Annotated in this window: 25 protein-coding genes and 1 riboswitch; of the genes, 8 read left to right on the forward strand and 17 right to left on the reverse strand. The window is 70.3% G+C overall.

The window, feature by feature from the left end; genetic code table 11:
• Nucleotides 1–74 precede the first annotated feature (74 nt).
• Nucleotides 75–1,313, forward strand: coding sequence for a hypothetical protein (locus B7C62_07455; GenBank protein ID ARF77032.1), 1,239 nt, complete (start codon nucleotides 75–77; stop codon nucleotides 1,311–1,313).
• On the opposite strand, the gene B7C62_07460 is transcribed toward B7C62_07455, so the two are convergent.
• The 5 genes from B7C62_07460 to B7C62_07480 all read right to left on the reverse strand — a co-directional run bounded on the left by B7C62_07460 (nucleotide 1,289) and on the right by B7C62_07480 (nucleotide 6,929).
• Nucleotides 1,289–2,554 carry a hypothetical protein gene (locus B7C62_07460; GenBank protein ARF72125.1) on the reverse strand — a complete coding sequence of 422 codons (1,266 nt, stop codon included), beginning with the start codon at nucleotides 2,552–2,554 and terminating at the stop codon, nucleotides 1,289–1,291. The two genes, B7C62_07455 and B7C62_07460, sit on opposite strands and share 25 nt — an antisense overlap.
• Before the next feature lie 56 nt (nucleotides 2,555–2,610).
• A complete protein-coding gene (locus B7C62_07465; protein ARF72126.1) occupies nucleotides 2,611–3,639 on the reverse strand; it encodes a hypothetical protein in 1,029 nt (342 codons plus the stop codon).
• A gap of 320 nt (nucleotides 3,640–3,959) precedes the next feature.
• Nucleotides 3,960–4,994, reverse strand: a complete 1,035-nt coding sequence (locus B7C62_07470) for a hypothetical protein (protein ID ARF72127.1) — start codon at nucleotides 4,992–4,994, stop codon at nucleotides 3,960–3,962.
• A gap of 291 nt (nucleotides 4,995–5,285) precedes the next feature.
• Nucleotides 5,286–6,647 carry an RNA-binding protein gene (locus B7C62_07475; protein ID ARF72128.1) on the reverse strand — a complete coding sequence of 454 codons (1,362 nt, stop codon included), beginning with the start codon at nucleotides 6,645–6,647 and terminating at the stop codon, nucleotides 5,286–5,288.
• Nucleotides 6,648–6,686: 39 nt separating this feature from the next.
• A complete protein-coding gene (locus B7C62_07480) occupies nucleotides 6,687–6,929 on the reverse strand; it encodes a hypothetical protein (protein ARF72129.1) in 243 nt (80 codons plus the stop codon).
• A 194-nt stretch (nucleotides 6,930–7,123) separates the two neighbouring features.
• Here B7C62_07480 and B7C62_07485 point away from each other — a divergent pair, with 194 nt between their 5' ends.
• Both B7C62_07485 and B7C62_07490 read left to right on the forward strand, forming a co-directional pair.
• Entirely contained in the window at nucleotides 7,124–7,873 is a 750-nt protein-coding gene (locus B7C62_07485; protein ID ARF72130.1) for a rhomboid family intramembrane serine protease, read from the forward strand.
• Nucleotides 7,870–8,151 (forward strand): AsnC family transcriptional regulator, encoded by a 282-nt coding sequence (locus B7C62_07490; protein ID ARF72131.1) that lies wholly within the window; start codon nucleotides 7,870–7,872, stop codon nucleotides 8,149–8,151. The genes B7C62_07485 and B7C62_07490 overlap by 4 nt, the downstream gene beginning before the upstream one ends.
• Nucleotides 8,152–8,207: 56 nt before the next feature.
• On the opposite strand, the gene B7C62_07495 is transcribed toward B7C62_07490, so the two are convergent.
• The 6 genes from B7C62_07495 to B7C62_07520 all read right to left on the reverse strand — a co-directional run bounded on the left by B7C62_07495 (nucleotide 8,208) and on the right by B7C62_07520 (nucleotide 15,357).
• Nucleotides 8,208–9,590, reverse strand: a complete 1,383-nt coding sequence (locus B7C62_07495) for a cysteine desulfurase (GenBank protein ARF72132.1) — start codon at nucleotides 9,588–9,590, stop codon at nucleotides 8,208–8,210.
• 208 nt (nucleotides 9,591–9,798) lie between these two features.
• Nucleotides 9,799–9,916: riboswitch (SAM riboswitch) on the reverse strand.
• A gap of 75 nt (nucleotides 9,917–9,991) precedes the next feature.
• On the reverse strand, nucleotides 9,992–11,056 hold the full coding sequence (locus B7C62_07500; protein ID ARF77033.1) for an anthranilate phosphoribosyltransferase: 1,065 nt from the start codon (nucleotides 11,054–11,056) through the stop codon (nucleotides 9,992–9,994).
• A gap of 123 nt (nucleotides 11,057–11,179) precedes the next feature.
• Nucleotides 11,180–12,826, reverse strand: a complete 1,647-nt coding sequence (locus tag B7C62_07505; GenBank protein ID ARF72133.1) for a ubiquinol-cytochrome c reductase cytochrome b subunit — start codon at nucleotides 12,824–12,826, stop codon at nucleotides 11,180–11,182.
• Nucleotides 12,823–13,875 (reverse strand): ubiquinol-cytochrome C reductase, encoded by a 1,053-nt coding sequence (locus tag B7C62_07510; protein ID ARF72134.1) that lies wholly within the window; start codon nucleotides 13,873–13,875, stop codon nucleotides 12,823–12,825. Before B7C62_07510 ends, B7C62_07505 begins: the two co-directional genes overlap by 4 nt.
• Nucleotides 13,872–14,681, reverse strand: coding sequence for a cystathionine beta-lyase (locus B7C62_07515; protein ID ARF72135.1), 810 nt, complete (start codon nucleotides 14,679–14,681; stop codon nucleotides 13,872–13,874). The genes B7C62_07510 and B7C62_07515 overlap by 4 nt, the downstream gene beginning before the upstream one ends.
• A gap of 55 nt (nucleotides 14,682–14,736) precedes the next feature.
• Complete coding sequence (locus B7C62_07520; GenBank protein ARF72136.1) at nucleotides 14,737–15,357, reverse strand: cytochrome B; 621 nt, start codon at nucleotides 15,355–15,357, stop codon at nucleotides 14,737–14,739.
• A 187-nt stretch (nucleotides 15,358–15,544) separates the two neighbouring features.
• Here B7C62_07520 and B7C62_07525 point away from each other — a divergent pair, with 187 nt between their 5' ends.
• Nucleotides 15,545–15,946 carry a hypothetical protein gene (locus B7C62_07525; GenBank protein ID ARF72137.1) on the forward strand — a complete coding sequence of 134 codons (402 nt, stop codon included), beginning with the start codon at nucleotides 15,545–15,547 and terminating at the stop codon, nucleotides 15,944–15,946.
• A 60-nt stretch (nucleotides 15,947–16,006) separates the two neighbouring features.
• Here the strand turns inward: B7C62_07525 and B7C62_07530 are convergent, their stop codons facing one another.
• From B7C62_07530 to B7C62_07545, 4 genes are all read right to left on the reverse strand, one after another.
• Entirely contained in the window at nucleotides 16,007–17,260 is a 1,254-nt protein-coding gene (locus B7C62_07530) for a hypothetical protein (GenBank protein ARF72138.1), read from the reverse strand.
• Between the two features lie 126 nt (nucleotides 17,261–17,386).
• Nucleotides 17,387–17,785 (reverse strand): cytochrome C oxidase subunit IV, encoded by a 399-nt coding sequence (locus B7C62_07535; GenBank protein ID ARF72139.1) that lies wholly within the window; start codon nucleotides 17,783–17,785, stop codon nucleotides 17,387–17,389.
• A complete protein-coding gene (locus B7C62_07540; GenBank protein ID ARF72140.1) occupies nucleotides 17,782–19,518 on the reverse strand; it encodes a cytochrome c oxidase subunit I in 1,737 nt (578 codons plus the stop codon). The genes B7C62_07535 and B7C62_07540 overlap by 4 nt, the downstream gene beginning before the upstream one ends.
• Nucleotides 19,515–20,486, reverse strand: coding sequence for a cytochrome c oxidase subunit II (locus B7C62_07545; protein ID ARF72141.1), 972 nt, complete (start codon nucleotides 20,484–20,486; stop codon nucleotides 19,515–19,517). Before B7C62_07545 ends, B7C62_07540 begins: the two co-directional genes overlap by 4 nt.
• Before the next feature lie 274 nt (nucleotides 20,487–20,760).
• Between B7C62_07545 and B7C62_07550 the strand changes: the two genes are divergently transcribed.
• The gene (locus tag B7C62_07550; GenBank protein ID ARF72142.1) at nucleotides 20,761–22,143 is read left to right on the forward strand and encodes a cysteine desulfurase; all 1,383 of its coding nucleotides are present in this window, start codon (nucleotides 20,761–20,763) and stop codon (nucleotides 22,141–22,143) included.
• Here B7C62_07550 and B7C62_07555 read toward each other — a convergent pair whose 3' ends face one another.
• Nucleotides 22,144–23,118, reverse strand: a complete 975-nt coding sequence (locus B7C62_07555) for a carbohydrate kinase family protein (GenBank protein ARF72143.1) — start codon at nucleotides 23,116–23,118, stop codon at nucleotides 22,144–22,146. It lies immediately after the preceding gene.
• A gap of 156 nt (nucleotides 23,119–23,274) precedes the next feature.
• On the opposite strand from B7C62_07555, the gene B7C62_07560 reads away from it, so the two are divergent.
• Together B7C62_07560 and B7C62_07565 are read left to right on the forward strand one after the other, a co-directional pair.
• The gene (locus B7C62_07560) at nucleotides 23,275–23,472 is read left to right on the forward strand and encodes a hypothetical protein (protein ARF72144.1); all 198 of its coding nucleotides are present in this window, start codon (nucleotides 23,275–23,277) and stop codon (nucleotides 23,470–23,472) included.
• A 168-nt stretch (nucleotides 23,473–23,640) separates the two neighbouring features.
• Entirely contained in the window at nucleotides 23,641–25,077 is a 1,437-nt protein-coding gene (locus B7C62_07565; GenBank protein ARF72145.1) for a hypothetical protein, read from the forward strand.
• An 80-nt stretch (nucleotides 25,078–25,157) separates the two neighbouring features.
• Here the strand turns inward: B7C62_07565 and B7C62_07570 are convergent, their stop codons facing one another.
• Nucleotides 25,158–25,514: an iron-sulfur cluster assembly accessory protein gene (locus B7C62_07570; GenBank protein ID ARF72146.1), complete on the reverse strand. Its 357-nt coding sequence runs from the start codon at nucleotides 25,512–25,514 to the stop codon at nucleotides 25,158–25,160.
• A gap of 251 nt (nucleotides 25,515–25,765) precedes the next feature.
• Here B7C62_07570 and B7C62_07575 point away from each other — a divergent pair, with 251 nt between their 5' ends.
• Entirely contained in the window at nucleotides 25,766–26,944 is a 1,179-nt protein-coding gene (locus B7C62_07575) for a quinolinate synthetase (GenBank protein ARF72147.1), read from the forward strand.
• Nucleotides 26,945–26,950: the final 6 nt, after the last annotated feature.

The raw sequence follows: 26,950 nt of genomic DNA on the forward strand, positions 1-26,950 counted from the left end.
GCCGGAGACGATCCAGGGCGGCGGCGATGACGGGGCGACCATCCAGGGGCACGGAACTCCTGCCGTACGGACTCCTGTCCCGCGCATACCTGCCGTACGGGCTGCTGCCGTTCACGGCCTGGGTGCTGACCCGGGCCGCGCTGCTGCTCTGGGTGTCCGGGGTGCTCACCCTGGGCACCCTCGATGTCACCGTGGACGTCTCGGTGATCTACCGGGGCTGGTACGAGACGCTGCTCACCGGCACCTATCCGCTGGACGACGTCACCTGGCAGTACCCGCCCGGCGCGGCCCTCGCGATCCTCTCCCCCGCCCTGCTGCCCTTCCTCGCGTACGCGAGCGCCTTCTACGTTCTCGTCCTGCTCTGCGACGCCCTGGTGCTGGGGCTGCTGCTGTACGCGGGGCGGCGGCCGGGGATAAGGGTGGCGGGTGCCTGGGTGTGGGTCGTGGGGGTGCCGCTGCTGGGGCCGACCGTGTACGCCCGCTACGACCTGATGGTGACGGCGGTGGCGGTGGCGGCGCTGCTGGCGGGGGTGCGGCACCCGAAGGTGCTGGGGGCGCTGGCCGCGTTCGGGGCGCTGCTAAAGGTGTGGCCGACGCTGGTGCTGGTGGGGGTGGAGCGGGGGCGGCGGACCCGGGCGGCCTGGTCGGCGGCGGCGCTGACGGGGGCCGGTCTCGCGGTGGGCTTCGCGCTGTGGATGCCGGGGGCGTTCGCGTTCCTGGCCTTCCAGCGGGACCGGGGCACGGAGATCGAGTCGCTGGGGGCGCTGTACTTCCACCTGGCGCGGCACATGGGCTGGGAGGGGCGGGTGGAGCTGCGCTACGGCTCGATGGAGTTCCTCGGCCCGGGGGTGGAGCTGGTCTCCGCGCTGGCGCTGGGGCTCGCCGCGCTCGCTCTGGGCTGGCTGCTGGTGTGGCGGCTGCGGGCCCGTGCGTTCGCCGCCCACACCCCGGCGCAGGCCGCGTTCACGGCGGTGCTGCTGTTCACCACGACGAGCCGGGTGATCAGCCCGCAGTACGTGGTGTGGCTGGTCGGTCTCGCGGCGGTCTGCCTGGCGTTCCGGGGCGGCGGGATGGTGCGGCCCGCCGTGCTGGTGCTGGTGGCGGCCGGGGTGACGGTGCTGGAGTTCCCGGTGTACTTCGCCGAGGTGGTGGCGAGCGACGCGTGGGGCGTGGCGCTGCTGTTCGTACGGAACGGGCTGCTGGTGGCGGCCTCGCTGATCGCCGCGCGGCGGCTGTGGCGGGAGACGGTGCCGGGGGCGGCGGCCGGGGTCTCCGCGGTGCCCGGGGATCAGCCGAGCCGGGTGCTCAGGTAGTCGCGCCAGTCGGCGGTGAACTGCTCCGGCGTCGTGTCGAGCACCGCGCCCATCGCCTGCTCGACCGACCCGTCCCGCCCGGAGTGGGCCCCCACGGCCGCGTAGAAGGCGGTCAGCTTCTCCTTGCCCCACCGCTCCGCGATGAGCTCGCAGGCCATCCAGGCGCTCTCGTAGGCCCGGGCCAGCTTGTCGGGGTCGCCGTCGAAGCCGAAGTCCTCGTCCACGGGGAACGCGTCGGGCACGTCACCGGCCCGGACGGCCTTGGTCAGCGCGGGGGCGATGAGGTCGGGGGCGCGGTCCTCGGCCCGGTAGGCGGCCCAGTCGGCGAAGCCCTCGGAGAGCCAGACCGGGGTGGCCGTGGAGGTGCTGGTCCGGGTGGCGACATGGACCGTCTCATGGGTCAGGACGACCCGCTGGCCGAAGCTGCCGAGGGTGGCGTACGCCTGCGGGTTGACGATCACCCGGTCCGCGATGGCCGGGCGCTCCCCGGTGGTGCCCGCCTCGCCGGTGGTGACGGCGGCGATACCCCGGTAGCTGGTCTCCGGGGAGCCGAGGAGCTCCGCCATGGACGCCACGGAGTCCGGGACGAGGACGACCACCCGGCGCGCCCACTCCCCCGGCCAGGCGTCGGAGACGGCCGGTACGGCGAGGTCCACGGTGTCGGCGACCCGGCGCAGCTCCTCCTCGGGCCGTCCGACGCCCAGGACGAGGCTGTGGGCGCCCCGGACGACCGCCACCTCCCCCTGGTGCCAGAGCTGGTCGGAGGCGCCCTCGGCGGGCCGGTCGGCGGTGACGTACCAGCGCCCGCCGTCCCGCATCAGCTCCAGGGTGCGGCGGGTGGTGACGGGCGCGGTGTCGTACCCGTCGATCCGGTAGCTCAGCTCCACCTCGGCGGTGGCCCAGTCGCCGTCCTGCTCGGGGGTGCCCTGTACCTCGTACGTCCAGGACTCCAGCGGTACGTCGGCGAGGTTGGCGAACTCCGTGCGCTGGGCGGCCCGCAGCTTCCGGGCGTCGGGGGCGATCGGCTCCAGGTAGCCCGCGGAGTCCTTGGCGAGGACGGCGGCGGCGCGGCGCTCCAGGGTGGCGTCGATCTCGCGGACGGTGAGGGAGGTGCCGGCGCCCTGCCGGTCCGCCGTGGCCGTACAGGCGGTGGCGGTCAGCAGAACGGCGAGCACGAGGCCCGCCGCACGCCGGGGGAACCGGGGGCGTCCCCCGCGCGCACCACGTCCTCGTCCGGCCACCCTGCCGATCGTACGGTCACCTCCGGGCGGCGGCCCGGCCCGGTGGCCGGGAAGCGTCAGATCCGGGTGACCGAGGAGACGGGCATCATGCCGACCGGGTCGTAGCGGATCGCGGCGCCCGGGTAGGGGGCGTGGATGACCTGGCCGTTGCCCACGTACATGCCGATATGGCTGGCGTCGGCCCGGTAGGCGACCAGGTCACCGGGCTGGGCCTGGGAGAGCGGGACCATGCGGCCCGCGTACCGCTGGGCCTGCGAGGTGCGGGGCAGGCTCACCCCGGCCTGGGCGTAGGCCCACTGCATGAGGCCGGAACAGTCGAAGCCGGAGGGCCCGTTGGCGCCCCACACGTACGGCTTGCCGAGCGCCCGGTGAACGGCGGAGACGGCGGACGCCGCCCGGCCGGAGCCGGGGGCGACGCCGGTGAGGTCGGGGGCGGCGTCGCGGCCGGAGCGGGAGGCCCGGTCGAAGGAGGCGCGGTCCTCGGCGGGCAGCGAGTCGAGGAGCTGCCGGGCCTGGCGGAGCTTGGCCTCGACGGCGCGTTTGTGGCGGGTGACGGCGGCCCGGTTCCGCTCCAGCTCGGTGAGGGCGCGGGTGGCCTCGGCCCGGGTCTGGGCCACCCCGCGCTGGACGTGCCGGAGCTTGTCCAGGGTCAGCGCCTGGCGGGCACCGGCCCGGTCGAGGGCGGCGGCCCGCTCCAGATAGGTGTCCGGGTCGGAGGAGAGCAGCAGGGCGAGGGCCGGGTCGATGGAGCCGGTGCGGTACTGGGCGCCCGCCATCGCGCCCAGGGAGTTACGCATCCGGTTGATGGTCTCCTGGCCCCGGGCCGCCGCGTCCTGGGCGCGGTCCGCCTCGCCGCGCAGCCGCGCGACGCGCTCCCCGGCCTCGTTGTACCGCTCGGTGGCCTGCTCCGCCTCGGCGTAGAGCCGGTCGACGGCCGCCTTGGCGCTCTCGCGCGTGTCCTTCGGGTCGGCGCTCGCCGGGGCCCCGGTCAGGGTCGCGGCGGCGGTGGCGGCCGCGGCCGAGACGACCGTGACGCGGACGCTCCGGTTGAGGCCGGACTGTGTGGGACGGCGATGGGACACCACAGGAAGCCGCACTCCCTTCCGCTGACGCAGTAACGCGCGGCCCCTGCCGCCCGGGACGGGCGGACCGACGAGCGGGAGCCGCACAGCAGCCAGACAGTAATCGGACGACTACGCGCGGGCCAAAGACCTCGCCGGTGGCGGAAGGGGCGTCGAACACCGCTGCCCCGCCGGTGACCTCGGTCTCCGGCGGGGCAGGGCGTCAGCGTGGGGTGCGGCGATTCCCTCGTTCGGGCGTCGTCCTCGGTGGCCGTGGCGTCATCTGAGGGCACCGCGGCGGCGAACTGAAGGCGCCGTGGCGCCGGGCTGAAGGCGCCGTGGCGTCAGATACGGACGCCGAACTGGAAGGTGCCCATGTAGTTCATCGACTCGTAGCGGACGACGGTGCCCGGCTTCGGGGAGTGCAGGACCTGGTTGTTGCCCGCGTAGAAGCCGACGTGCGCCAGTCCGTTGAAGAAGACCAGGTCGCCCGGCTTGAGCTGGCTGCGGCCGATCTTCACCCCGTCGTTCTGCTGGGTGAACGTGGTCCGGCTGATGGAGACACCGGCCTGGGCGAAGGCCCACTGGGTCAGCCCGGAGCAGTCGTAGGAGTTGGGGCCCGAGCCGCCGGAGACGTACGGCTTGCCGAGCTGGGTGGCGGCGGCGGCGAGGGCGGCGGCGCCACGGCCGGAGGCGGGGGCCTCGTTGCCGAGCTGGACCCGCTCGCTGGTGGCGCGGCTGGCGCGCTCCTTCTTCGCCTCCTCCTCCTGGATCTTCGCCCGCTCGGCGGCGGTGAGGCTGTTGAGGAGCCGCTGCGCTTCGGCCAGCTTGCCCTGGTACTTCTTCTTGTTCTCGCCGAGGGCCTTGCGGACGTCGGCGAGGTCGCCGAGCTTGTCCTGGGCCTCCTTGCGCTGCTGCGCGAGGGTCCGCTGCTTGGCCTGGATCTTCTGGAGGGACTCCGTCTGCTTGACCGTCAGCTGGTCGAGCGCGGACGCCTGGTCGAGGAAGCTGTCCGGGTCCGAGGCGAGGAAGAGGGCGACCGAGGGGTCGATGCCACCGGAGCGGTACTGCGCGGTGGCGATGGAACCCAGCTCGCCGCGCAGGTCGTTCAGCTCGTCCTGGCCGCGGGCGACCTTGTCCTGGAGCGCGTCGACCTGCTTCTTGAGCTTGTCCTGCTGCTCCTTGGCCCCGTTGTACTTCTCGGTGGCCGCCTCGGCCTCGTGGTAGAGCTTGTCGACCTCGGCCTTGACCTCGTTCTTGGTCGGCTTGGGGTCGGCCTGGGCGGTCTGCGAGGACAGGGCGACGGCCGCGGCGGCGGTCGCGGTGAGCACGGTCACACGGGCGCGGCTCGGCTGCTTGGGACGACGGTGGGACGCCACGAAGGCGAGCTCCTTCTTCCTCAGAGCCGCCTACCGGGCTGTGGGGAGGCAAATCCCCGGCTCCGTGGACTCACGGACTCGGCGGTTCCTTCGCCGCCACCCCCCATGGGTGATCAACCGTGCGAAGGTTCGAGCCCTGACCCTAGTGACCCTCTTGTGATCAGTTCAAATCCTCACAGGATTTTTCTTGTCACATCAGGCACTTCTTTACTCTCACCGCACCACGTGTAGCGGCGACTTGACGGTACGTTCCCAGAAAACCGGCATGCCACACATGCCACGCATCTGAAACTAGACGCGCGAAAGCCGCTTCAGGAGCAAGACGGACGCGACCGGCCGGGCCCCGGCCTTGGCCACCCCGTCCGCCACCTCCCGGTCGGTGGAGACGACCACCACGGGCCGCCCCGGCGGTTCCGCGCGGGCCAGTTGACGGATCAGCTCGTCCGCGGTGACCCCCGCCTTGCTGAAGAGCACCCGCACCCCGCGCGGCGGGGCGAGCAGCACCGGGGCGGCCAGCTCGGCGCCGTCGAAGACACAGGTCATCTCGGCGCCGGTCTGCGCGGCGAGCACCGAGAGGCCGCCCAGCAGCCGCAACCGCTGCTTCTCCAGCGGCATCTGGGGATAGCCGGTCTTGGTGACGTTGTAGCCGTCCACGATGAGGTGCGCCTGCGGCAGCGCCAGCAGCTGGTCGAGCAGCGCCGGGTCCGTCTCGGAAAGCGCCCTGGCGGCAATGTCCTTGGGCGACATCCGGCCCGGCTCCACCGCGTCCACGCTGTCGGCCGGGCGGGCCGTCACCGGGGGCAGGGCCAGCTCGCGCCGGAGCCCCGAGGCCGCGTCCAGCACGGTGTCCAGGAGCAGCCGCAGCCGCATGTCCTCCACCGAACGCCCCTCGCGGGAGGCCCTGCGGCCCGCCTCCAGGGCCGCTTCCGCCTCGCCGAGCCGGTGCTTGAGCCGGCGCGACTCGCTCTCGGCGGCGGAGAGCTGGGCCGCCGCCTCGGCCCGCTGGGCGTCCGCGTCGGCGGCGGCGCGCCGCAGGGCGGCCTCACCGCGCTTCACCTCGCTCAGCGCGCTGCGGAGCTTGCGGTGGAGCGAGTCGGACTCCTTGCGGGCCGCGTCCAGCTCGGCGCGGAGCCGCTCGGTCTCGCTGCGGGTGTGGGCGCGCGCCCGCTCCAGCTCCTCGCGGAGCTGGGCCAGTTCACGCCGGGCCTCCTCGTCCACCCGCTCCGCGTCGGCCCGCTGGACCTCCTCACCGGCCGCCTCGACCAGCTTGACCCAGCCGACCGGGCGCAGCACATAGGCGGCGGCGGCCACATCGACGGGGTCGGCGGCGGCGGGCGGCGAGCCCGCCTCCAGCGCACCGGCCAGCTCCGGCTGGGCCTGGCTCAGCCGCTCACCGATGCGCTGCCGGAAGAGCGGGTCGCTCTCCAGGGCCGCGGCCATCGCGTTCCCGGCGAACTTGGCCCGCCGGGTCGGGGTGAACCGGGCATACTGCCGCAACTGGGCGGGCAGTTCGGCGACGGTCAGCCCGCCGAAGGCGTCCGCGACCAGGGCGATGACCCGCCGCCGTACGCCTTCGGGCAGCGGACGGTCGAGCGCCTCTGCACCGCCGTCGGCCGCATCGGCCGGTCCGGCGCCGCTGGTCGGCTGGTCCACCGTCCGTCACCCCATTGATATGTCTGTCGGTGCGCTCCCTCAGGAGGCGGCACCCGGCCTGTCCACCAGTTCGATCTGGTCCACCGCGTTGCACCAACGACAGCGGACCGACTCGATGGTCTCACTGACCACCTCCCGCTCCTCGACACTGGACTCACCGGCCAGGTCGAGGTGCACGTACTCCACGACCTTGGAGGACCGCGTCACGTCGAAGCGCGTGAGATTGCCGCACAGGGTGCAGCGCCAGCGGGTCGAGTCCGTCGGCAGGGGAACCGTCGTCATCGTTTGCGTCCTCTTTCGTCGTCTCCAGGAGCCCGCGCCGGGCGCGCCGCCGCGACTCCACCTGTCTACGTCAAGGATCTCGCGGTGCGCCGTCGAACTGCGGAAGTCCTGGCGTAACCCTACGGCCTCGCGTATAAGCATCGGCACGGCGAGGCGCTCCGTCCCGTTCTCCCCCAGTACGTCATGCTCTGTACATGATCGACGTACGGCGGTTCGCCCGGTGGACCACGGCCGGAGGGGCCCGGGAGCGGACGGCGGGCGGGGCGCCGGTGACGTACGGGCTGATCGCCCTGTGCTGCGCGATCTTCCTGATCAGCCCGTTGGCCGGATTCGGCGCCTCCTACGGGAGCCAGGACGCGCTGCTGGCCGCGCAGGCCGGGTACTTCGAGCGGTGGGGGGTGATCCCGGCCGAGCTGTGGGAGGGCTCGGCGCGCGCCCTGCTCACCCCGTTCACCGCGCTGTTCGTGCACGGCAGCTGGCTGCACCTGCTGGGCAACCTGCTCTTCCTGTACGTGTTCGGGGCGATGGCCGAGGAACGCATGGGCCGGGCACACTTCGCCCTCTTCTACGTGGGGTGCGGCTATCTGGCCCTCGTCTGCTACGCGGCGGTGCACGCGGACTCGGAACAGACGCTGGTCGGCGCCTCGGGGGCGATCTCGGCCGTACTCGGCGCCTTCCTTTACCTCTTTCCCCGGGCCAGGGTGACCAGCCTGTTCCCGTTCCTCTTCTTTCTGCCGCTGCGTTTCCCCGCCTGGATCGTGCTGGTCTTCTGGTTCGGGCTCCAGTGGGCGGCGGCCCAGGCGGCGGACGCGGGGCCGGGGGTGGCGTATCTGGCGCATGTGGCGGGGTTCGCGGCGGGGTTCCTCTACGCCTGGGGGCGTTATCGGGGACGGTCTAGAGTGAAGGCTCCAGCCACGGCCACCGAGGGAGACAGCCAGCCGTGATCACCGCGATCGTGCTCATCAAGACCAGCGTGGACCGGATTCCGGAGATCGCCGAGGCCATCGCCGCGCTGGACAGTGTCAGCGAGGTCTTCTCCGTCACCGGCACCTACGACCTGATCGCCATGGTCCGGGTCGCCCGCCACGACGACCTCGCCGATGTCATCCCCGGCCGGATCAGCAAGATCCCTGGCGTCGAGGGCACCGACACCCACGTGGCGTTCCGTACGTACTCCCAGCACGACCTGGAAGCGGCGTTCGCCATCGGCCTGGACGCGTAGGACCGTACGCGTGCCGGCCGGGGACGGGCAGCGCGCCCGCCCCCGGCCGAGGCGTTTCAGACCGTACGGGCGGCCTCGCCCCGGTCCGGGACGCAGCGGCCGTCCTCGGTGCGGTACTTCCACTGGGCGCCCTCGCGGACCAGCTCGGAGACCGCGCGCAGGAAGCGCTCGATGTGCTCGTCCGGCGTACCGGCCCCGAAGCTGACGCGGATGGCGTTGAGCGACCGCTCGCCCGGCTCGGCCTCGGGGGCGCCGCACTCGCCCGGGTCCTGCGGGTCGCTGCCCAGGAGGGTGCGGACCAGCGGGTGGGCGCAGAAGAGGCCGTCGCGGACGCCGATGCCGTACTCCGCGGAGAGGGCGGCGGCGAAGTGCGAGCTGTTCCAGCCGCGCACCACGAAGGAGATGACCCCGACCCGGGGCGCGTCGTCCCCGAAGAGCGAGAGCACCTGGACCTCGGGGACCTCGGCGAGCCCCTCGCGGACCCGGCGCACCAGCTCCTGCTCCCGGGCCACCAGGGTGTCGAACCCCGCCTCGGTGAGGGCCTTGCAGGCGGAGGCGATGGAGTAGACGCCGATCACGTTGGGCGAACCGGCCTCGTGGCGGGCGGCCGTGGTGTGCCAGTCGACGTCCACGCCGCCGTCCGCGCGCCGGGCGACCTTGCGGGAGGCGCCGCCCCCGGCGAGGTACGGCTCGGCCTCCCGGAGCCAGTCGGCGCGGCCCGCGAGGACCCCCGAGCCGAAGGGCGCGTACAGCTTGTGGCCGGAGAACGCGACCCAGTCGACGTCCAGTCCGGCGATGTCCACCGGGTGGTGCGGGGCGAGCTGGGCGGCGTCCAGGACGATCCGGGCACCGTGCGCGTGGGCGGCGGCGGCCAGCTCCTTCACCGGCCACAGCTCGCCGGTCACATTGGAGGCACCGGTCACGCAGACCAGCGCCGGGCCGTAGGGGTCCCGGTCGGCGAGCGCCCGCTCCAGGGTCTCCACCGCCTGGCCCGGGGTGCGGGGCGCGTTGAGGTAGGTGACGCGGGCGTCGCGCCAGGGCAGCAGGGAGGCGTGGTGCTCGGTCTCGTACACGAACACCTGGCAGTCGGCGGGGAGCGCGGCGGCCAGCAGGTTGAGGGAGTCGGTCGTCGAGCGGGTGAAGACGACCTGGTCGTCGGCGCGGCAGCCGAGGAACTCCGCGACCGTGCGGCGGCTGTTCTCGAAGAGGTCGGTGGAGAGCTGCGAGAGGTATCCGGCCCCGCGGTGGACGCTGCCGTAGTACGGGGCGTACGCGGCCACGTCGTCCCAGACCCGCTGGAGGGCCGGGGCGCTGGCGGCGTAGTCGAGCGCGGCGTAGGTGACTTCACCGCCGGTGACGAGCGGAACGGTGACATCATGCCCCAGAACGGGCAGCGGGGCACAAACCGACGAGTCGAGGGCAGCGGTGGAGACAGACATGGCGAACTCCCGTAACAGGCAGGCGAAATCAACGCGCCTGCGGATACGCGGCGGCGCGGAGAAGGAAAGGAAAAGAGGGTGCGCTGAAGAAGGGCAGTCAGCTCAGGGCGTGGAGAAGCCCTGGGACGAGCCCTAACGCATTCGCTTGCTCACAGAAGGCTCCCTAGGGACCAGGACCCCGGGGGCTGGCATCCGCTGGATGCCGAGGGGCCCGCGCTTGCCGCAGACCTCGCTGCCTACGGCCTGGTCTTCACCCGGGGCACCCCGCCACGGACGGAGGGTTGCCGGACAGCGGGCCGGGGCCGTAGTCGCTGTCACTCATGACCTGCGCAGCATCTTGCCATATGTATGCGTACGCGCAAGGGCGCAGTCCGGCATCCGGACTGCGCCCCTGGCCGATTTCAGGCGTTGCTGGCCGCCACCCACCGCTCCAGCGCGCGCTTGGCCGCACCGGAGTCGATGGCCTCGGCCGCGACGAGGATCTTCGCCGCGATCTGCTCGGTCAGCGTGCCCGTCCCCGGGTCGAGCGCGACCAGCGCCGCCGCCGAGTTGAGCAGCACCGCCTCGCGCACCGCACCGGTCTCGCCGTCCAGGAGGCGGCGGGCGACATCGGCGTTGTACGAGGCGTCGGCGCCGCGCAGCGCCTCGACGGGCACCAGGGTGAGGCCGACGTCGCGCGGGTCGAAGGGCTCCTCGCGCACCGCTCCGTCGCGGACCACCCAGACCCGCGAGGTGGCGGTGGTGGTCAGCTCGTCGAGCCCGTCGTCGCCGCGGAAGACCAGCGCCGAGTTGCCCCGCTCGGCGAGGACGCCCGCGACGATGGGCGCCATCCGGGCGTCGGCCACCCCGACGGCCTGGGCGCGCACCTGGGCCGGGTTGGTGAGGGGGCCCAGGATGTTGAACGTGGTCTGCGCGCCGAGCTCCCGCCGGGCCTTGGCGGCGTACCGCAGGGCGGGGTGGAACTTCACGGCGAAGCAGAAGGTGATGCCCGCCGCCTCGGCGACCTCCACCACCCGCTGCGGCGTCAGCTCCAGGTTGACGCCGAGCTTCTCCAGTACGTCGGAGGAGCCGCTCGCCGAGGAGGCGGCCCGGTTGCCGTGCTTGACGACCTTGGCGCCGGTCCCGGCGATGACGATCGCGGACATGGTGGAGATGTTGACCGTCTTGGCGAGGTCGCCGCCGGTGCCGACGATGTCGACGGTGCGGCCGGGCACCTGGATGGTGTTGGCGTGCGCGTACATCGCGCGGACCAGACCGGTGACCTCATCGACGGTCTCGCCCTTGGCCCGCAGCGCGACCGCGAAGCCGGCGATCTGCGCGTCGGTCGCCTCGCCGCTCATGATGCGGTCCATCGCCCAGGCGGTGTCCTCCACGGAGAGGTTCTCGCCGCGCAGCAGGGGGTTCAGCAGGCCGGGCCAGGAGCGGTCCGCCACGCTGTCGCCGCCGCTCGGGGTCACAACGTTCATGGTCCGCTCCAGGGGGTCCACAGCCGGAAGAGATACGGCTCCACCCTATCCAGCCACCGGGACAGCGAAGAGCCCCGTCCATCGAATGGACGGGGCTCCCGCTGTGGCGATCAGGTCAGGTGATCAGTGGTGGCCGTGGCCGTCGGTGATCTCCTTGTACTCCTCCGCGGTGGGCTTGGCGATCTGGTTCTTCTCGCCGAAGTAGCCCTTGCTGAGCTTGGCGCGCACCCGCTGGACCGGGGAGATCTTGCGCTTGACGCCGTTCTCGTCGACCTCGGGGCCGAGTTCGAGCGGCTTGTACTGCTCGTGCGCGGTGAGCGTGTGCAGCTTCTCCTGGGAGAGCGGCTCGTGGATCTCCACGAACTCACCGTGCGGCAGGCGCTTGATGATGCCGGTCTCGCGACCGTGCAGCACCTTCTCCTTGTCCCGGCGCTGGAGGCCGAGGCAGATCCGCTTCGTGACGATGAACGCGATGACCGGTCCGGCGAAGAAGAAGATCCGGACGAACCAGGTGATGGCGTTGATCGACAGGTCGAAGTGGGTGGCCCACAGGTCGTTTCCACCGCCGACGAGGCCGATGAAGTACGCCGTGATCCAGGCGACACCGAGGCCCGTACGGGTCGGGGCGTTGCGCGGGCGGTCCAGGATGTGGTGCTCGCGCTTGTCCCCGGTGATCCAGGACTCGATGAACGGGTAGAGCGCGATGGCACCGAGCACCCCGCCGAAGGCGACCAGCGGGATGAACACGCCCAGGTTGAGCGTGTAGCCCCAGAAGACGATCTCCCAGCCCGGCATGACACGGACCAGACCCTCGGCGAAGCCCATGTACCAGTCGGGCTGGGCGCCGGTGGACACCTGGTCCGGGCGGTACGGTCCGAGCGCCCAGATCGGGTTGATCGTGGCGACGGCCGAGATGATCGCGATGATGCCGAAGACCAGGAAGAAGAAGCCTCCGGCCTTCGCCATGTAGACCGGCAGCAGCGGCATGCCGACGACGTTCTTGTTGGTCTTGCCGGGGCCCGCGAACTGCGTGTGCTTGTGGACGAACACGAGGATCAGGTGGGCCACCAGCAGACCGAGCATGATGCCCGGCAGCAGCAGGATGTGGATCGAGTAGAACCGGGCCACGAAGTCGTGGCCGGGGAACTCGCCGCCGAACAGGAACATCGAGATGTACGTACCGACGATCGGCACGGACAGGATCGCGCCCTGCGTGAAGCGGACACCCGTACCGGAGAGCAGGTCGTCCGGGAGGGAGTAGCCGGTGAAGCCGGTGAACATGCCCAGCACGAAGAGCAGGAAGCCGAACAGCCAGTTGACCTCGCGCGGCTTGCGGAAGGCGCCCGTGAAGAAGACGCGCATCATGTGCACGAACATGCCGGCCAGGAAGATCAGCGCGGCCCAGTGGTGGATCTGCCGGACGAGCAGACCGCCGCGGATCTCGAAGCTGATCTTCAGGGTGGAGGCGTACGCCTCCGACATGCGGATGCCCTGCATGGGCTCGTACGGGCCGTGGTAGACGACCTCGTTCATGCTCGGCTGGAAGAACAGCGTCAGATACACACCCGTGAGGATGATGATGATGAAGCTGTAGAGCGCGACCTCACCGAGCATGAAGGACCAGTGGTCCGGGAAGATCTTGCGCATGTTGGCCTTGGCCAGGCCGTAGATGCCGAGCCGGCCGTCCGCCCAGTCGGCGACCCGCTCGCCCGCGGGTGCCTTGCGCTGTCCCGCCTGGTCGGCGGGCGGGTTCGTTGTCGCAGTACTCATCCGCGCTCCCAGAAGGAAGGGCCGACGGGCTCGTCGAAGTCACCGAGCGCCTCGAGGTTGCCCTCGCTGTTCACGCCGATCCGCAGCTGCGGAAGGGCGTGGCCGGCCGGACCGAAGATGACGCGGGCGCCGTCGGAGAGGTCGAAGGTGGACTGGTGGCACGGGCAGAGCACGTGGTGTGTCTGCTGCTCGTACAGGCTGATCGGGCAGCCGACGTGGGTGCAGATCTTGGAGAAGGCGACGATGCCGTCGTGCGCCCAGTCGCGCTGGCGCTTGTCCTTGATGTCGTCCGGCTCGATGCGGACGATCATCAGGGCGGCCTTGGCGATCTGCTGGAGGAAGTCGTGCGAGTCCTCCTCCAGGCCCTCGGGCTTGGCGAAGGTCAGCGACCCCACGGAGACGTGCTCCGGGCGCAGCGGCTGTCCCGTGTTCATGTTGACCAGGGTCTTGCCCTTGGCCCACATGGTGGTGCGGAGCTTCTTCTCCGGGAGCGGACCGAGGTCGCGCAGCAGCACCACACCGGAGAGCGGCACCAGGGCCAGCGCGCCGAAGAGGGTGGTGCGGATGAGCTTGCGGCGGCCGATCGCGGACTCCTCGGCACCGGCCTTGAAGTCGGCGAGGACCTGGGCCTTGACCTCGGGGGTCGCCTCGATCGGGTGACGGTCGTCCGCCACCTCGACGTCGGACATCAGGGTGCGCGCCCAGTGGACGGCGCCCGCTCCGATGAAGAAGAGCGCGAAGCCGAGCGTCAGTCCCAGGGAGAAGTTGAGCGGACTCACATGGCCGAAGGGCCAGATGTAGACGATCTTGTCCACCGGGAAGATGACGTAGGAGGCGATGAAGCCCACCGTCGACAGCATCGAGAGGACGAACATGAACGCGACGGCCCGCTCGGAGCGGTTCGCGGCGCGTTCGTCGAGGTCCTGGATGCGCGGCTTGTGGGCCGGCAGCCCCGGGTCGGCGAACGGGTCGTCCGTACCCTCCACCGCGCCGTGCGCGGTCTCCTGCACTACGGGCAGGTTGTCTTCTGGAATCTGTTGGCTACTCATGACTTCTTGGCCTTAGCGGTGTGGGCCGCGACCCAGACGGCAGTTGCGACGAGTGCGCCGAGTCCGAAGATCCAGGCGAAGAGACCTTCACTGACCGGCCCGAGACCGCCGAGGGAGAGGCCACCGGGGCTCGCCGTCTCCGAACCGTTCACGGACTGGATGTACGCGATGATGTCCTTCTTCTCCTGCTCCGGCATGATCGTGTCGGGGAAGGAGGGCATGCTCTGCGGGCCGGTCTGCATGGCCTCGTAGATGTGCTTCGGGCTCACGCCTTCGAGGTCCGGGGCGTACTTGCCGTGTGTCAGCGCGCCGCCCTTGCCCGTGAAGTTGTGGCACTGGGCGCAGTTGTTGCGGAACAGTTCGCCACCCTTGGCGATGTCCGCGCCGGCCGGGTCGACCTGCTTCTCTGTCGGCGTGATCGGACCGGCGCCGAGCGACGCGACGTACGCCGCGAGCTGGTCGATCTCCGCCTGGGTGTAGATGACCTTCTTCTTCGGTACCTGGGCGCCCGGCTGCTGCGCGGGCATACGGCCCGTACCGACCTGGAAGTCGACGGCGGCGGAGCCCACGCCCACGAGGGACGGTCCGTCGGTGGTGCCCTGACCGCCGGTTCCGTGGCAGCTTGCGCAGCCCACGGTGTAGAGCTTCTTGCCCTCTTCGATGGCGAGGGACTGGGCGGTTTCATCGGCCTGCGCCTTGCCCGCAGGCGCAAACGCGGCGTACAGCCCCCCGGTGGCCGCCAGCGCGAGGAGTAGTACGACGACCGCCGCCAGCGGATGGCGTCGTCGTGCGGAGAGCTTTTTCACGGATTACCCCGGTGTCAGGATCTTCTGCGTCGATGGTGGGTGGGTGCGAGCCCGGTTACTTGATCATGTAGATCGTTGCGAACAGACCGATCCACACCACGTCCACGAAGTGCCAGTAGTAGGACACGACGATGGCCGCGGTGGCCTGGTCATGGGTGAACCTCTTGGCTGCGTACGTCCTGCCGAGAACGAGCAGGAAGGCGATGAGACCGCCCACCACGTGCAGACCGTGGAAGCCGGTGGTCAGGTAGAACACCGAGCCGTACGGGTCGGACGACAGGGAGAGCCCCGCCTCCTTGACCAGCTCGACGTACTCCAGGACCTGGCCGCCGATGAAGATCGATCCCATCACGAACGTCACGATGAACCAGGTGCGGAGCTTCTTCACGTCGCCCCGCTCGGCGGCGAAGACGCCGAGCTGGCAGGTGAGTGAGGAGAGCACCAGGATCGTGGTGTTCGAGGCCGCGAACGGGAAGTTCAGATGACCGGCCATCTCCTTCCAGTATTCGGGTCCCATCACCGATCGAAGGGTGAAGTACATCGCGAAGAGGGCCGCGAAGAACATCAGCTCGGAAGCCAACCAGATGATGGTTCCGACGCTGGTGAGGTTCGGCCGATTGACCGACGGGTGCGCGTGCCCGGTTTCTACTGTCGTTGCTGTCGCCACGACCGACATTATGTCGGTCGCTTATCCCGCCCTCACTCCGGGGGGTGCCGTTCGGTGTGTCAGTCCCGTGTGTCCTGCCCGAACGGCCCATCGAATCGGTGTCCTTACCGGTGCTGACGGCCGGTCGGGCGGAGTACGATCCGCGCATCGGTTCATGCCCCGAGAGCCCCGAAGACACAGATGTCACGGAGGAACAATGCAGGCGACCGCCACGGTCCTGGTCTACAGCGACGACGCCAACATCCGCGAGCAGGTGAAGCTGGCAGCCGGGCGGCGGCCCGCGGCGGACGTGCCACCGGTGCGGTTCCTGGAGTGCGCGACGCTTCCGGCCGTCCTGGCGGCGCTGGACGGCGGCGGGATCGACGTCTGCGTGCTGGACGGCGAGACGGCCCCCATCGGCGGTATGGGCGTCTGCCGGCAGATCAAGGACGAGATCTTCGACTGCCCGCCGGTCCTCCTGCTGATCGGCCGCCCGCAGGACGCGTGGCTGGCCACCTGGAGCCGGGCGGAGGCCGCGGTGACGCTGCCGGTGGACCCGGTGGAGTTCGCCGACGCGCTGGCCTCGCTGCTGCGCCGACGGCTCTCCGTGGAGGCGTGAGCGGGCCCCGCGGACACATGAGGAGCGCCCCGCGGTGCGGGGCGCTCCTTCCGCGCGTGATCAGACATGGGGGCGCAGCCGGGCCGCGTGGAGCGTCTGGGGGCTGTCCGGCACCCCTTCGTTGAGGGCGCTGCCCTTCTGCCACTTCTCCCAGGAGAGGTTCCAGTCCCCGAACCCGTTGCCGAACGGGGCCATGGTCTCCCCCGCGCTGCCGACGACCTTGACGATGTCACCCTGGCGCACGGTGCCGAAGAACCACTCGGCGTTGCCCGTGCTCATCCCGGTACAGCCGTGGCTGACGTTGGCGCTGCCCTGGGAGCCGACGGACCAGGGAGCGGCGTGGACGTACTCGCCGCTCCAGGTCACCCGGGTGGCCCAGTAGACCGGCAGGTCGTACGACTCCGCCGAGCCGGCCGCGATGCCGATGCTCTCCCCGCGCATCCGTACGAACTGCTCCTTGGCGAGGATCACCTTGACGCCGTTGCGGGTGGAGAAGCCGGGCTTGCCGGTGGTGACCGGAATGGTGTTGATCACTTCTCCGTTGCGCAGGACCGTCATGGTGTGGGTCGAGGCGTCGGTGAGGGCCTCGATGCGGTCGCCGGTGGTGATCTTCAGGGGCTTGGCCTCGGCCCCGTACAGGGCGTTGGTCACCTTGATGCCCGTGAGGTTGGAGCGGACCTCGATGGTGGCGTTGGCGGGCCAGTACTCCTGGGGGCGGTAGTGCAGCTTCTTGTCGTCGACCCAGTACCAGGAGCCGGTGACGGCCGGGGTGGAGCGGACCTTGAGGGCGCGCTCGACGGTGGCCCTGGCCGCCTTGCCGGTGACCGGAGCGCTGAGTTCCGCCGTGATGGGCTGTCCGACGCCGTAGGTGCCCGTCTGCGGGCCGAAGGCGACCTTCAGCAGCTTCTTGGGCGACGCGGTGTCGAAGGAGAGCGTACGGGTGCCGGGAGCGCCGTCCCCGTTCTCGGTGGAGACCCTGACGGTGTATCCGGTTCCGGCCGCCAGGGGGGCGGTGGAGCGCCAGCGTCTGCCGTCGGCGGAGAGCTCGCCCGCCAGGTGGCGGCCCCCCGTGTCGACGGCGCTCACGTCGGTGATGCGGCCGTCGTCCCCCTTGACAGTGACTTCGAGCGGCTTGTCGGGGTCGGCCTTCTCGTTCTTGGAGGGGCCGTTGAAGGAGACCTGGTCCCCGGCGTCGTACGGCTTGGTCGACAGTGGGTGGGAGTCGGGTTCGCCACAGGCGGTCGCACCTGCGACCAGGGTCACGACCAGCAGAGTGCAGCTCACTACGGTGCGGATGCGCGGCGTGTGGTTCATGACCTCACGCTAAGAAGATTCATCCGATCCAGCGCGTTCTGTGACTCCGAACGAGCGAGGGGCCCGTGTCGCTTCCTGCGACGCGGGCCCCTCGTGGGGTAGTGCGGTGTCACCCCCGGGAGGGTGTCACTGGGTGCGGTTCTCGCCCCGGTAGTACTCGAAGACCCAGCCCATGAGGCCGAACAGGAGCAGCGGAGCCGAGAAGTACATCAGCCACCAGCCGAAGACGACGCCCATGAAGGCGAAGGCACCGCCGAGCGCCAGGGAGAGCGGCTGCCAGCTGTGCGGGGAGAAGAACCCCAGCTCGCCCGCCTCGTCGGCGACGTCCGCCTCCTTGTTGTCCTGGGCCATGGCGTCCACCCGGTTGGCCGTGAAGGCCAGGTAGAAGCCGATCATGATCGAGAGGCCGAAGGCGAGGAAGAGCGCCGTGGTGCCGACCGGCTCCTTCGACCAGACGCCGTAGACGCCGGCCATGATGAGGATGAAGACGCTCAGCCAGATGAACATCTGTCCCTGGATCTTCACTTGCCTGCCTCCTTGCCGCCGGCGAGGGCCTTGTCCGACTCGGAGTGGTGCTCAAGCTGTTCGAGCGCCGCGATCTCCGGGTGGTGCAGGTCGAACGCCGGGGATTCGGAGCGAATCCGCGGCAGGGTGAGGAAGTTGTGCCGCGGGGGCGGGCAGGAGGTCGCCCACTCCAGCGAACGGCCGTAGCCCCAGGGGTCGTCGACCTCGATCTTCTTGCCGTACTTGGCGGTCTTCCAGACGTTGTAGAAGAACGGCAGCATCGACAGGCCGAGCACGAAGGACGCGATCGTGGAGATCGTGTTCAGCGCGGTGAAGCCGTCGGCGGCGAGGTAGTCCGCGTAGCGACGCGGCATTCCCTCGGCACCGAGCCAGTGCTGCACCAGGAACGTGCCGTGGAAGCCCACGAACAGCGTCCAGAAGGTGATCTTCCCGAGCCGCTCGTCCAGCATCTTGCCGGTGAACTTCGGCCACCAGAAGTGGAAGCCGGAGAACATCGCGAAGACCACGGTGCCGAAGATGACGTAGTGGAAGTGCGCGACGACGAAGTACGAGTCGGAGACGTGGAAGTCCATCGGGGGCGAGGCCAGGATGACGCCGGTCAGACCACCGAAGGTGAAGGTGATGAGGAAGCCGACGGCCCAGAGCATCGGGGTCTCGAAGGACAGTGACCCCTTCCACATCGTGCCGATCCAGTTGAAGAACTTCACACCGGTTGGCACCGCGATGAGGAAGGTCATGAAGGAGAAGAACGGCAACAGCACGCCGCCCGTCACATACATGTGGTGCGCCCACACCGTCACCGAAAGACCGGCGATGGCGATTGTCGCGGCGATCAGGCCGATGTAGCCGAACATCGGCTTGCGGCTGAATACCGGAATGACCTCGGAAATGATGCCGAAGAACGGCAGGGCGATGATGTACACCTCTGGGTGTCCGAAGAACCAGAAGAGGTGCTGCCACAGCAGCGCGCCGCCATTGGCGGAATCGAAGATATGCGCACCGAATTTACGGTCCGCCTCCAGCGCGAAGAGCGCGGCGGCGAGAACCGGGAAGGCCAGCAGGACCAGAACACCGGTCAGCAGGACGTTCCAGGTGAAGATCGGCATGCGGAACATCGTCATGCCGGGGGCGCGCATGCAGATGATCGTGGTGATGAAGTTGACCGAGCCGAGGATCGTGCCGAAGCCGGAGAAGGCCAGACCCATGATCCACATGTCGGCGCCGATGCCCGGCGAGCGGACCGCGTCGTTCAGCGGGGCGTAGGCGAACCAGCCGAAGTCGGCGGCGCCCTGCGGGGTGAGGAACCCGGCCACCGCGATGAGCGAGCCGAAGAGGTACAGCCAGTACGCGAACATGTTCAGCCGCGGGAACGCCACGTCGGGCGCGCCGATCTGGAGCGGCATGATCCAGTTCGCGAAGCCCGCGAAGAGCGGCGTCGCGAACATCAGCAGCATGATCGTGCCGTGCATCGTGAACGCCTGGTTGAACTGCTCGTTCGACATGATCTGCGTGCCGGGACGAGCGAGCTCGGCGCGCATGAAGAGCGCCATGAGTCCGCCGATGATGAAGAAGGCGAACGACGTGATCAGGTAGAGCGAGCCGATCGTCTTGTGGTCGGTGGTGGTCAACCACTTGACGACGACGCTCCCCGGCTGCTTGCGCCGTACGGGCAGCTCGTCCTCGTACGAGTCGTCTGCCGGTGCGGCACCCTGAGGTTCGTTGAGGATGCTCACAGTTGCTTCTTCTCCGAATTCCTGGCCGGGTCGGTCTGCTCGATGCCTGCCGGCATGTAGCCCGTCTGACCCTTCTCAGCCAGCTCCTTGAGGTGCTGCTGGTACCGCTCGGGGGAGACGACCTTGACGTTGAAGAGCATCCGGGAGTGGTCGACACCACAGAGTTCGGCGCACTTGCCCATGAAGGTGCCCTCCCGGTTGGGAGTGACCTCGAAGACGTTGGTGTGGCCCGGGATGACGTCCTGCTTCATGAGGAACGGCACCACCCAGAAGGAGTGGATGACGTCACGCGAGGTGAGGACGAAGCGGACCTTCTCCCCCTTCGGCAGCCACAGGGTCGGACCCGGGTTGCCGTTCTGGGGGTTGCGCGTCCCGGGGATGCCCGCGTCGTAGACGCCGGTGGCGTCCGCGGGGAAGTCCTTCTGGAACTTGTCGGGGATGGCGTCGAGCTCCTTGGGGACCTCGTTGCCCGCGGGGGCGGGCTGGCCTTCCACCTTCTCGATGTAGTTGAAGCCCCAGCTCCACTGGTAGCCGACCACGTTGATGGTGTGGGCAGGCTTGTCGGAGAGCTCGAGGAGCTTCGACTCATCACGCGCGGTGAAGTAGAAGAGCACCGAGACGATGATGAGGGGAACCACTGTGTACAACGCCTCGATGGGCATGTTGTACCTGGTCTGCGGAGGTACCTCCACCTTGGTCCGGCTACGCCGGTGGAAGAAGACGCTCCAGAGGATCAGCCCCCAGACAAGGACACCCGTGACGAGCGCTGCCGCCCACGAGCCTTGCCAGAGGGAGAGAATCCGAGGAGCCTCTTCCGTCACCGGGGTGGGCATACCGAGGCGGGGAAAATCCTCCCAGTTGTATGAACAACCGGAGGCCGTCGCCAGGACCAGGCCCGCAGTCAGCACCTGCGGCAGCTTCCGCCGCATCGGGCGCCGCGACGAGCGGTCGGAGCCGTTGGGACTCACGTAGCGCCTTCCCGAGAGTCTCGCCCGCACGGTCGGCGCGCGCCCGTCTCGCTGGTCGGTCGCCGTCCCTGTCGCGGGCAGGGGTTTGGATGTTTATGCGGACCAAACCCTACTGGACGCTATTTGGGGTCGCGCGGGGAGGGTGCCCAACGCGCCGCCCGACTCCCCGAAGGGGTGGAATCCGGGCCTCCGGCCGTCATCTGACACCCCGGGAGGTGTCCTGTCGGTCAGGCCGGATCAGGGAGCGGGAGGCGGTGCGGGCTAGCGTGGCGGCGTGCCCTACTTCGACGCCGCCTCCGCCGCCCCCCTGCACCCCGTCGCACGCCAGGCGCTGCTTGCCGCGCTGGACGAGGGCTGGGCCGATCCCGCCCGTCTGTACCGTGAGGGGCGGCGCGCCCGGCTGCTGCTGGACGCCGCCCGGGAGGCCGCCGCGGACGCCGTCGGCTGCCGTCCGGACGAGCTGGTCTTCACCTCTTCGGGGACGACCGCGGTGCACACGGGAATGGCCGGGGCTCTTTCGGGGCGTCGGCGTGTCGGCCGCCATCTGGCCCTCTCGGCGGTCGAGCACTCCTCCGTACTCCATTCGGCGGCGGCCCACGAGGCGGCGGGCGGGTCGTTCACCGAGGTGCCGGTGGGGCGGTCGGGGGCGGTGGACCCGGCGGCGTACGCCTCGGCGCTCCGGCCCGACACCGCGCTGGCCTGCCTCCAGTCGGCCAACCACGAGGTGGGGACCGAACAGCCGGTGGCGGAGGTGGCCGCGCTCTGCGCCGAGGCCGGGGTGCCGCTGCTGGTGGACGCCGCGCAGTCGCTGGGGTGGGGTCCGGTGGCGGGCGGCTGGTCGCTGCTGACGGCGAGCGCGCACAAGTGGGGCGGGCCCGCCGGGGTGGGGCTGCTCGCGGTACGGAAGGGGGTGCGGTTCGCGCCGCAAGGCCCGGCCGGGGAGCGGGAGTCGGGCCGGGCGCCGGGATTCGAGAACCTGCCCGCGATCGTGGCGGCGGCGGCCTCGCTCCGCGCCGTACGGGACGAGGCGGCGGCCGAGGCGGTGCGGCTGCGGGCGCTGGTGGACCGGGTCCGGACCGTGGTGGCCGAGCGGGTGGGCGATGTGGAAGTGGTGGGCGATCCGGAGCGGCGGCTGCCGCATCTGGTCACCTTCTCCTGTCTCTATGTCGACGGGGAGACCCTGCTGCACGAGCTGGACCGGCACGGGTTCTCCGTATCGTCCGGTTCGTCCTGTACGAGCAGCACGCTGGAGCCGAGCCATGTGCTGAAGGCGATGGGGGTGCTGTCGGAGGGGAACGTCCGGGTCTCGCTGCCGCCGGGCACGGCGGAGGCGGACGTGGACCGCTTCCTGGAGGTGCTGCCCGGGGTGGTCGCGGAGGTACGGGAGCGGCTCGGCGCCCCGGTCTCCACACCCCCGTCCCCCTCCCCCGCCGCCTCGCTGGTGGTCGACGCGCTGGGCCGCCGCTGCCCGATCCCGGTGATCGAGCTCGCAAAGGTGATCGGGGAGGTACCGGTGGGCGCCACGGTGACGGTGCTCGCCGACGACGAGGCGGCCCGGCTCGACATCCCCGCCTGGTGCGAGATGCGGGAGCAGGAGTACGTGGGCGAGGAGCCGGCGGACCGGGGCTCGGCCTATGTGGTCCGCCGGCTCAGCTGATCACGCCAGGTGCTGCTGGACCTCGGCGGCGGCCTCGTGCCCGTACGCCTTGGTGAAGCGGTCCATGAAGTGGGTGCGGCGCAGGGTGTACTCCTGGGTGCCGACCGTCTCGATGACCAGGGTGGCGAGCATGCAGCCGACCTGGGCGGCGCGCTCCAGGCCGACGCCCCAGGCGAGACCGGAGAGGAACCCGGCCCGGAAGGCGTCGCCGACGCCGGTCGGGTCGGCCTTGGTCTCCTCCTCGGGGACGCCCACCTCGATGACCGGCTCACCGGCCTTCTCGATGCGCACACCGCGGGAGCCGAGCGTGGTGACCCGGTGGCCGACCTTGGAGAGGATCTCCTCGTCGCTCCAGCCGGTCTTGGACTCGATGAGCCCCTTCTCGTACTCGTTGGAGAAGAGGTACGTGGCGCCGTCCAGCAGGATGCGGATCTCCTCGCCGTCCATCCGCGCGATCTGCTGGGAGAAGTCGGCGGCGAACGGGATGTTCCGCGAGCGGCACTCCTCGGTGTGGCGGAGCATCGCCTCCGGGTCGTCCGCGCCGATCGAGACGAGGTCGAGGCCGCCGACGCGGTCCGCGACGCTCTTCAGCTCGATCAGCCGGGCCTCGCTCATCGCGCCCGTGTAGAAGGAGCCGATCTGGTTGTGGTCGGCGTCGGTGGTGCAGACGAAGCGGGCGGTGTGCAGGACCTCGGAGATCCGGACCGAGCTCGTCTCCACGCCGTGCCGGTCGAGCCAGGCGCGGTACTCGTCGAAGTCGGAGCCCGCGGCGCCCACGAGGATCGGCTTCGTGCCGAGCAGCCCCATGCCGAAGCAGATGTTGGCGGCGACACCGCCCCGGCGCACATCGAGGTTGTCGACCAGGAAGGAGAGGGAGACCGTGTGCAGCTGATCCGCGACCAGCTGGTCGGCGAAGCGGCCGGGGAAGGTCATGAGGTGGTCGGTGGCGATGGAGCCGGTGACTGCGATACGCACGGGGAGGCTTCTCCTGCGGAAGGCGAAGGGCCGAGGTGCGCCCTCCGGGACGGCGTGACAGTTCACGCTACCGGGTGACCCCTCCGGCCGGGAAAAGGGAAAACTACCCGATAGTAGGGCTTTCTACCTGAGCGTGACCGTGGTTACGGTGCGGATATGTCGAAGCACACCGCATCGCGAGAGTCCGAAGTGAGCCTGGCCGAGCTGCGCGGGGACTGCGCGCTGATGGCCCCGCACTGGGCCGCGCCCAAGAAGACCGTGGTCACGCCGGTGAAGCCGTCGCTGATCCACGGGGTCACGGTGCCGCCCGCCTCCGCGCGGCTGATCGACGCGATGTCCGAGTACGGGGACTGAGCCCGCCGGGCGTATTTCGGCGCGTTTTTCGGCGTGAACCGTACGGGTTCCGCGCCCGGTTCGCCGGTGCGCGGGAACCGGGTGCTCCTCCGCTCCGTCCCACCGGTGTCCCCGTCCGGGGGCACGCGGTAGTGAACGCGACGGCAACGCAGTCGAAGGAGCGAACCGGTGAGCACCGAGCGACCCGACAACGACGTGACCGGCCCCCGGCGGCGGCGTCCGCCGCTCGCGGTGGCCTCGGTGGCAGCGGCGGTGCTGCTGGCCGGGGGCGGCGGGGCCTACTGGGCCGCCACCGCTTCCGGCGGGGGCGGTACGGCGGACGGCGGGGGAAGCGCCTCCCGCGACACGGCCCCCGTGCTGGCCCTGGACGCCGCCGAGGCCGCCCCCGCCGCGCCCGGCGACCCGAGCACCCCGCCCCCCGGCATCGCCCCGGGTGAACCGGACCCGGGCGGTCCGCCCGTGGTCTACCGGGCGGAGGGCCAGCTCCCGGACGGTCCGGACGAGGCGGCGGTGCACCGTGCCACGGGGACGGTCGCGGCGGCGGAGGTCGCCCGGCTGGCGGAGGCGCTCGGCATTCCGGGGACCCCGCGGACCGTGGACGCGTCCTGGGTGGTCGGTGACGAGGACGGGCCGGGTGCGCTCCTGAAGGTCACCAAGCAGGCCCCGGGCACCTGGACGTTCGCCCGCACCACGCCCGTGGAGCCGTGTGAGCCGGGGAAGATGTGCGCGAACCAGAGCCCGCCGGAGGCGGACGGGCAGCCGGTGAGCGAGAAGGCCGCGAAGGCCGCCGCGGTGCCCGTCCTCAAGGCCGTCGGCCAGGACGACGCGGCGCTGGACGCGGGCCAGCTCATGGGGGACGTACGTGTGGTGAACGCCGATCCGAAGGTGGATGGGCTGCCCACGTACGGCTGGTCGACCGGAGTGCAGGTCGGCCCGGACGGCAAGGTGTCCGGGGGCAGCGGGCAGCTGAAGGCGCTGGAGAAGGGGGCGACCTACCCGGCGATCGGGGCGGACGAGGCGCTGAAGCAGCTCAACGAGGCCGGTAAGGCCCGGGGGGACGGGGGCAAGGACATCGGCGGCTGCGCCACTCCCGTACCGCTGGAGGGCGAGCCGATCCCCACGGACATGCAGTGCGTGCCGTCGAACGGCAAGCGGGCCCCGGTGCAGCACACGGTCGAGGACGCGGTGTTCGGGCTGGCCCCGCACTACGTCGACGGCCGGCAGACCCTCGTACCGTCGTGGCTGTTCCAGGTCCGGCAGGGTTCGGGCGGACCGGAGAGCACGGTCACGCAGATCGCGGTGGCGCCGGAGTTCATCGAGAAGCCCGCGGAGCCGACGCCCTCGGGCGACCGGAAGGCGACCTCGTACGCGGCCGACGGCCGGACGCTGGAGGTGACCTTCTGGGGCGGGGTGTGCAGCACGTACACGGCGAGCGCCGAGGAGAGCGCGGGCCAGGTGCGGATCTCCATCAAGGAGGAGAAGCAGAAGGACGGCGCCTGCATCATGATCGCCAAGGAGCTGAAGCGGACGGTGACGCTGGATGAGCCGCTGGGCGACCGTACGGTCATCGACGCGGCGAGCGGGGCGACGGTGCCGCGCAGCTGACCCGTCTCACGCTATATGTACGAGGGCGGCCCCGGGAGAAGATCCCGGGGCCGCCCTCGTAGGTTCGCGTTCCCGCAGCTTTAGCTGAAGGAGTCGCCGCAGGCGCAGGAGCCGGTGGCGTTCGGGTTGTCGATCGTGAAGCCCTGCTTCTCGATGGTGTCGACGAAGTCGATGGAGGCGCCGCCCAGGTACGGGGCGCTCATGCGGTCGGTGACGACCTTGACACCGTCGAAGTCCTTGACGACGTCACCGTCGAGCGAACGCTCGTCGAAGAAGAGCTGGTAGCGCAGGCCGGAGCAGCCGCCGGGCTGGACGGCGACGCGCAGCGCCAGGTCCTCGCGGCCTTCCTGCTCCAGCAGGCCCTTGACCTTGGCTGCGGCGGCGTCGGACAGGAGGATGCCGTCGCTCACGGTGGTGGTCTCGTCCGATACGGACATCTGCTTCTCTCCCGGGTTGTACGGACTGCTTGCCGACGGTTCAACGGCCTGCGCCGCGGATTCATTCCGGGCCAAGCGCTTGTCTGTTCCTTTTCATGCTCGCACACCCGGCCGCCCGGGGGATGCGTCACATCGACGCTATCGGCATCGTCAAAGTGACACGAAGAAGCTATGATAGATAGCGTCAAATAGACGAAAAGGCGCGTTCGCAGAAGCGCAGAGCAGAACGCAGAGAAGAAAGGGTGCGTGACGTGACCACGGCCCAGCCCCTGGACGTACAGCCGACACCCCTCGCGCTGCTGCTGCTCGGCCGGGAGGCCGACCCGAGGAGCGAGCGGGGCGTCGAGTGCCCCGGCGACCTCCCCTCCCCCTCCGACCCGGACCTGGTCGCACGGGCGCGGGCGGCGAAGGAGAAGCTCGGGGACCGGGTCTTCGTCCTCGGCCACCACTACCAGCGCGACGAGGTCATCCAGTTCGCGGACGTCACCGGCGACTCGTTCAAGCTCGCCCGTGACGCGGCGGCCCGCCCGGAGGCGGAGTACATCGTCTTCTGCGGTGTGCACTTCATGGCCGAGTCCGCCGACATCCTGACCACGGACGCCCAGGCGGTCGTGCTGCCGGACCTGGCGGCGGGCTGCTCGATGGCCGACATGGCCACCGCCGAGCAGGTCGCGGAGTGCTGGGACGTCCTGACGGAGGCCGGGGTCGCCGACCGGGTGGTGCCCGTCTCGTACATGAACTCCTCCGCCGACATCAAGGCGTTCACCGGGAAGCACGGCGGCACGATCTGCACGTCGTCCAACGCGAAACGGGCCCTGGAGTGGGCCTTCGAGCAGGGCGAGAAGATCCTCTTCCTCCCCGACCAGCACCTGGGCCGCAACACGGCGGTACGGGACATGGGGATGAGCCTGGACGACTGCGTCCTCTACAACCCGCACAAGCCGAACGGCGGCCTCACCGCCGAGCAGCTGCGCGACGCGAAGATGATCCTGTGGCGCGGCCACTGCTCGGTGCACGGGCGCTTCTCAGTCGAGTCGGTCGAGGACGTCCGGGCACGGATGCCCGGGGTCAACGTGCTGGTGCACCCGGAGTGCAAGTACGAGGTCGTGGCGGCGGCGGACTACGTCGGCTCGACGGAGTACATCATCAAGGCCCTGGAGGCGGCACCGCGCGGCTCGAAGTGGGCCATCGGCACGGAACTGAACCTGGTCCGCCGCCTGGCGAACCGTTTCGCCGCGGAGGACAAGGAGATCGTCTTCCTCGACAAGACGGTCTGCTTCTGCTCGACGATGAACCGCATCGACCTGCCGCACCTGGTCTGGACGCTGGAGTCGCTGGCCGAGGGCAAGCTGGTCAACCGGATCGAGGTCGACCCGGAGACGGAGAAGTACGCGAAGCTCGCGCTGGAACGGATGCTGGCGCTGCCGTAGCGGGAG

The organism is Kitasatospora albolonga (assembly GCA_002082585.1).
Taxonomy (GTDB): Bacteria; Actinomycetota; Actinomycetes; order Streptomycetales; family Streptomycetaceae; genus Streptomyces; species Streptomyces stephensoniae.

Excerpts from the sequence above, each read along its gene's own strand:
- B7C62_07480 (ARF72129.1), bottom strand. The coding sequence starts at position 6,929 with ATGACGACGGTTCCCCTGCCGACGGACTCGACCCGCTGGCGCTGCACC.
- B7C62_07510 (ARF72134.1), bottom strand. The coding sequence starts at position 13,875 with ATGAGTAGCCAACAGATTCCAGAAGACAACCTGCCCGTAGTGCAGGAG.
- B7C62_07560 (ARF72144.1), top strand. The coding sequence starts at position 23,275 with ATGTCGAAGCACACCGCATCGCGAGAGTCCGAAGTGAGCCTGGCCGAG.
- B7C62_07495 (ARF72132.1), bottom strand. The coding sequence starts at position 9,590 with ATGTCTGTCTCCACCGCTGCCCTCGACTCGTCGGTTTGTGCCCCGCTG.
- B7C62_07505 (ARF72133.1), bottom strand. The coding sequence starts at position 12,826 with ATGAGTACTGCGACAACGAACCCGCCCGCCGACCAGGCGGGACAGCGC.
- B7C62_07520 (ARF72136.1), bottom strand. The coding sequence starts at position 15,357 with ATGTCGGTCGTGGCGACAGCAACGACAGTAGAAACCGGGCACGCGCAC.
- B7C62_07525 (ARF72137.1), top strand. The coding sequence starts at position 15,545 with ATGCAGGCGACCGCCACGGTCCTGGTCTACAGCGACGACGCCAACATC.
- B7C62_07530 (ARF72138.1), bottom strand. The coding sequence starts at position 17,260 with ATGAACCACACGCCGCGCATCCGCACCGTAGTGAGCTGCACTCTGCTG.
- B7C62_07485 (ARF72130.1), top strand. The coding sequence starts at position 7,124 with ATGATCGACGTACGGCGGTTCGCCCGGTGGACCACGGCCGGAGGGGCC.
- B7C62_07500 (ARF77033.1), bottom strand. The coding sequence starts at position 11,056 with ATGAACGTTGTGACCCCGAGCGGCGGCGACAGCGTGGCGGACCGCTCC.
- B7C62_07570 (ARF72146.1), bottom strand. The coding sequence starts at position 25,514 with ATGTCCGTATCGGACGAGACCACCACCGTGAGCGACGGCATCCTCCTG.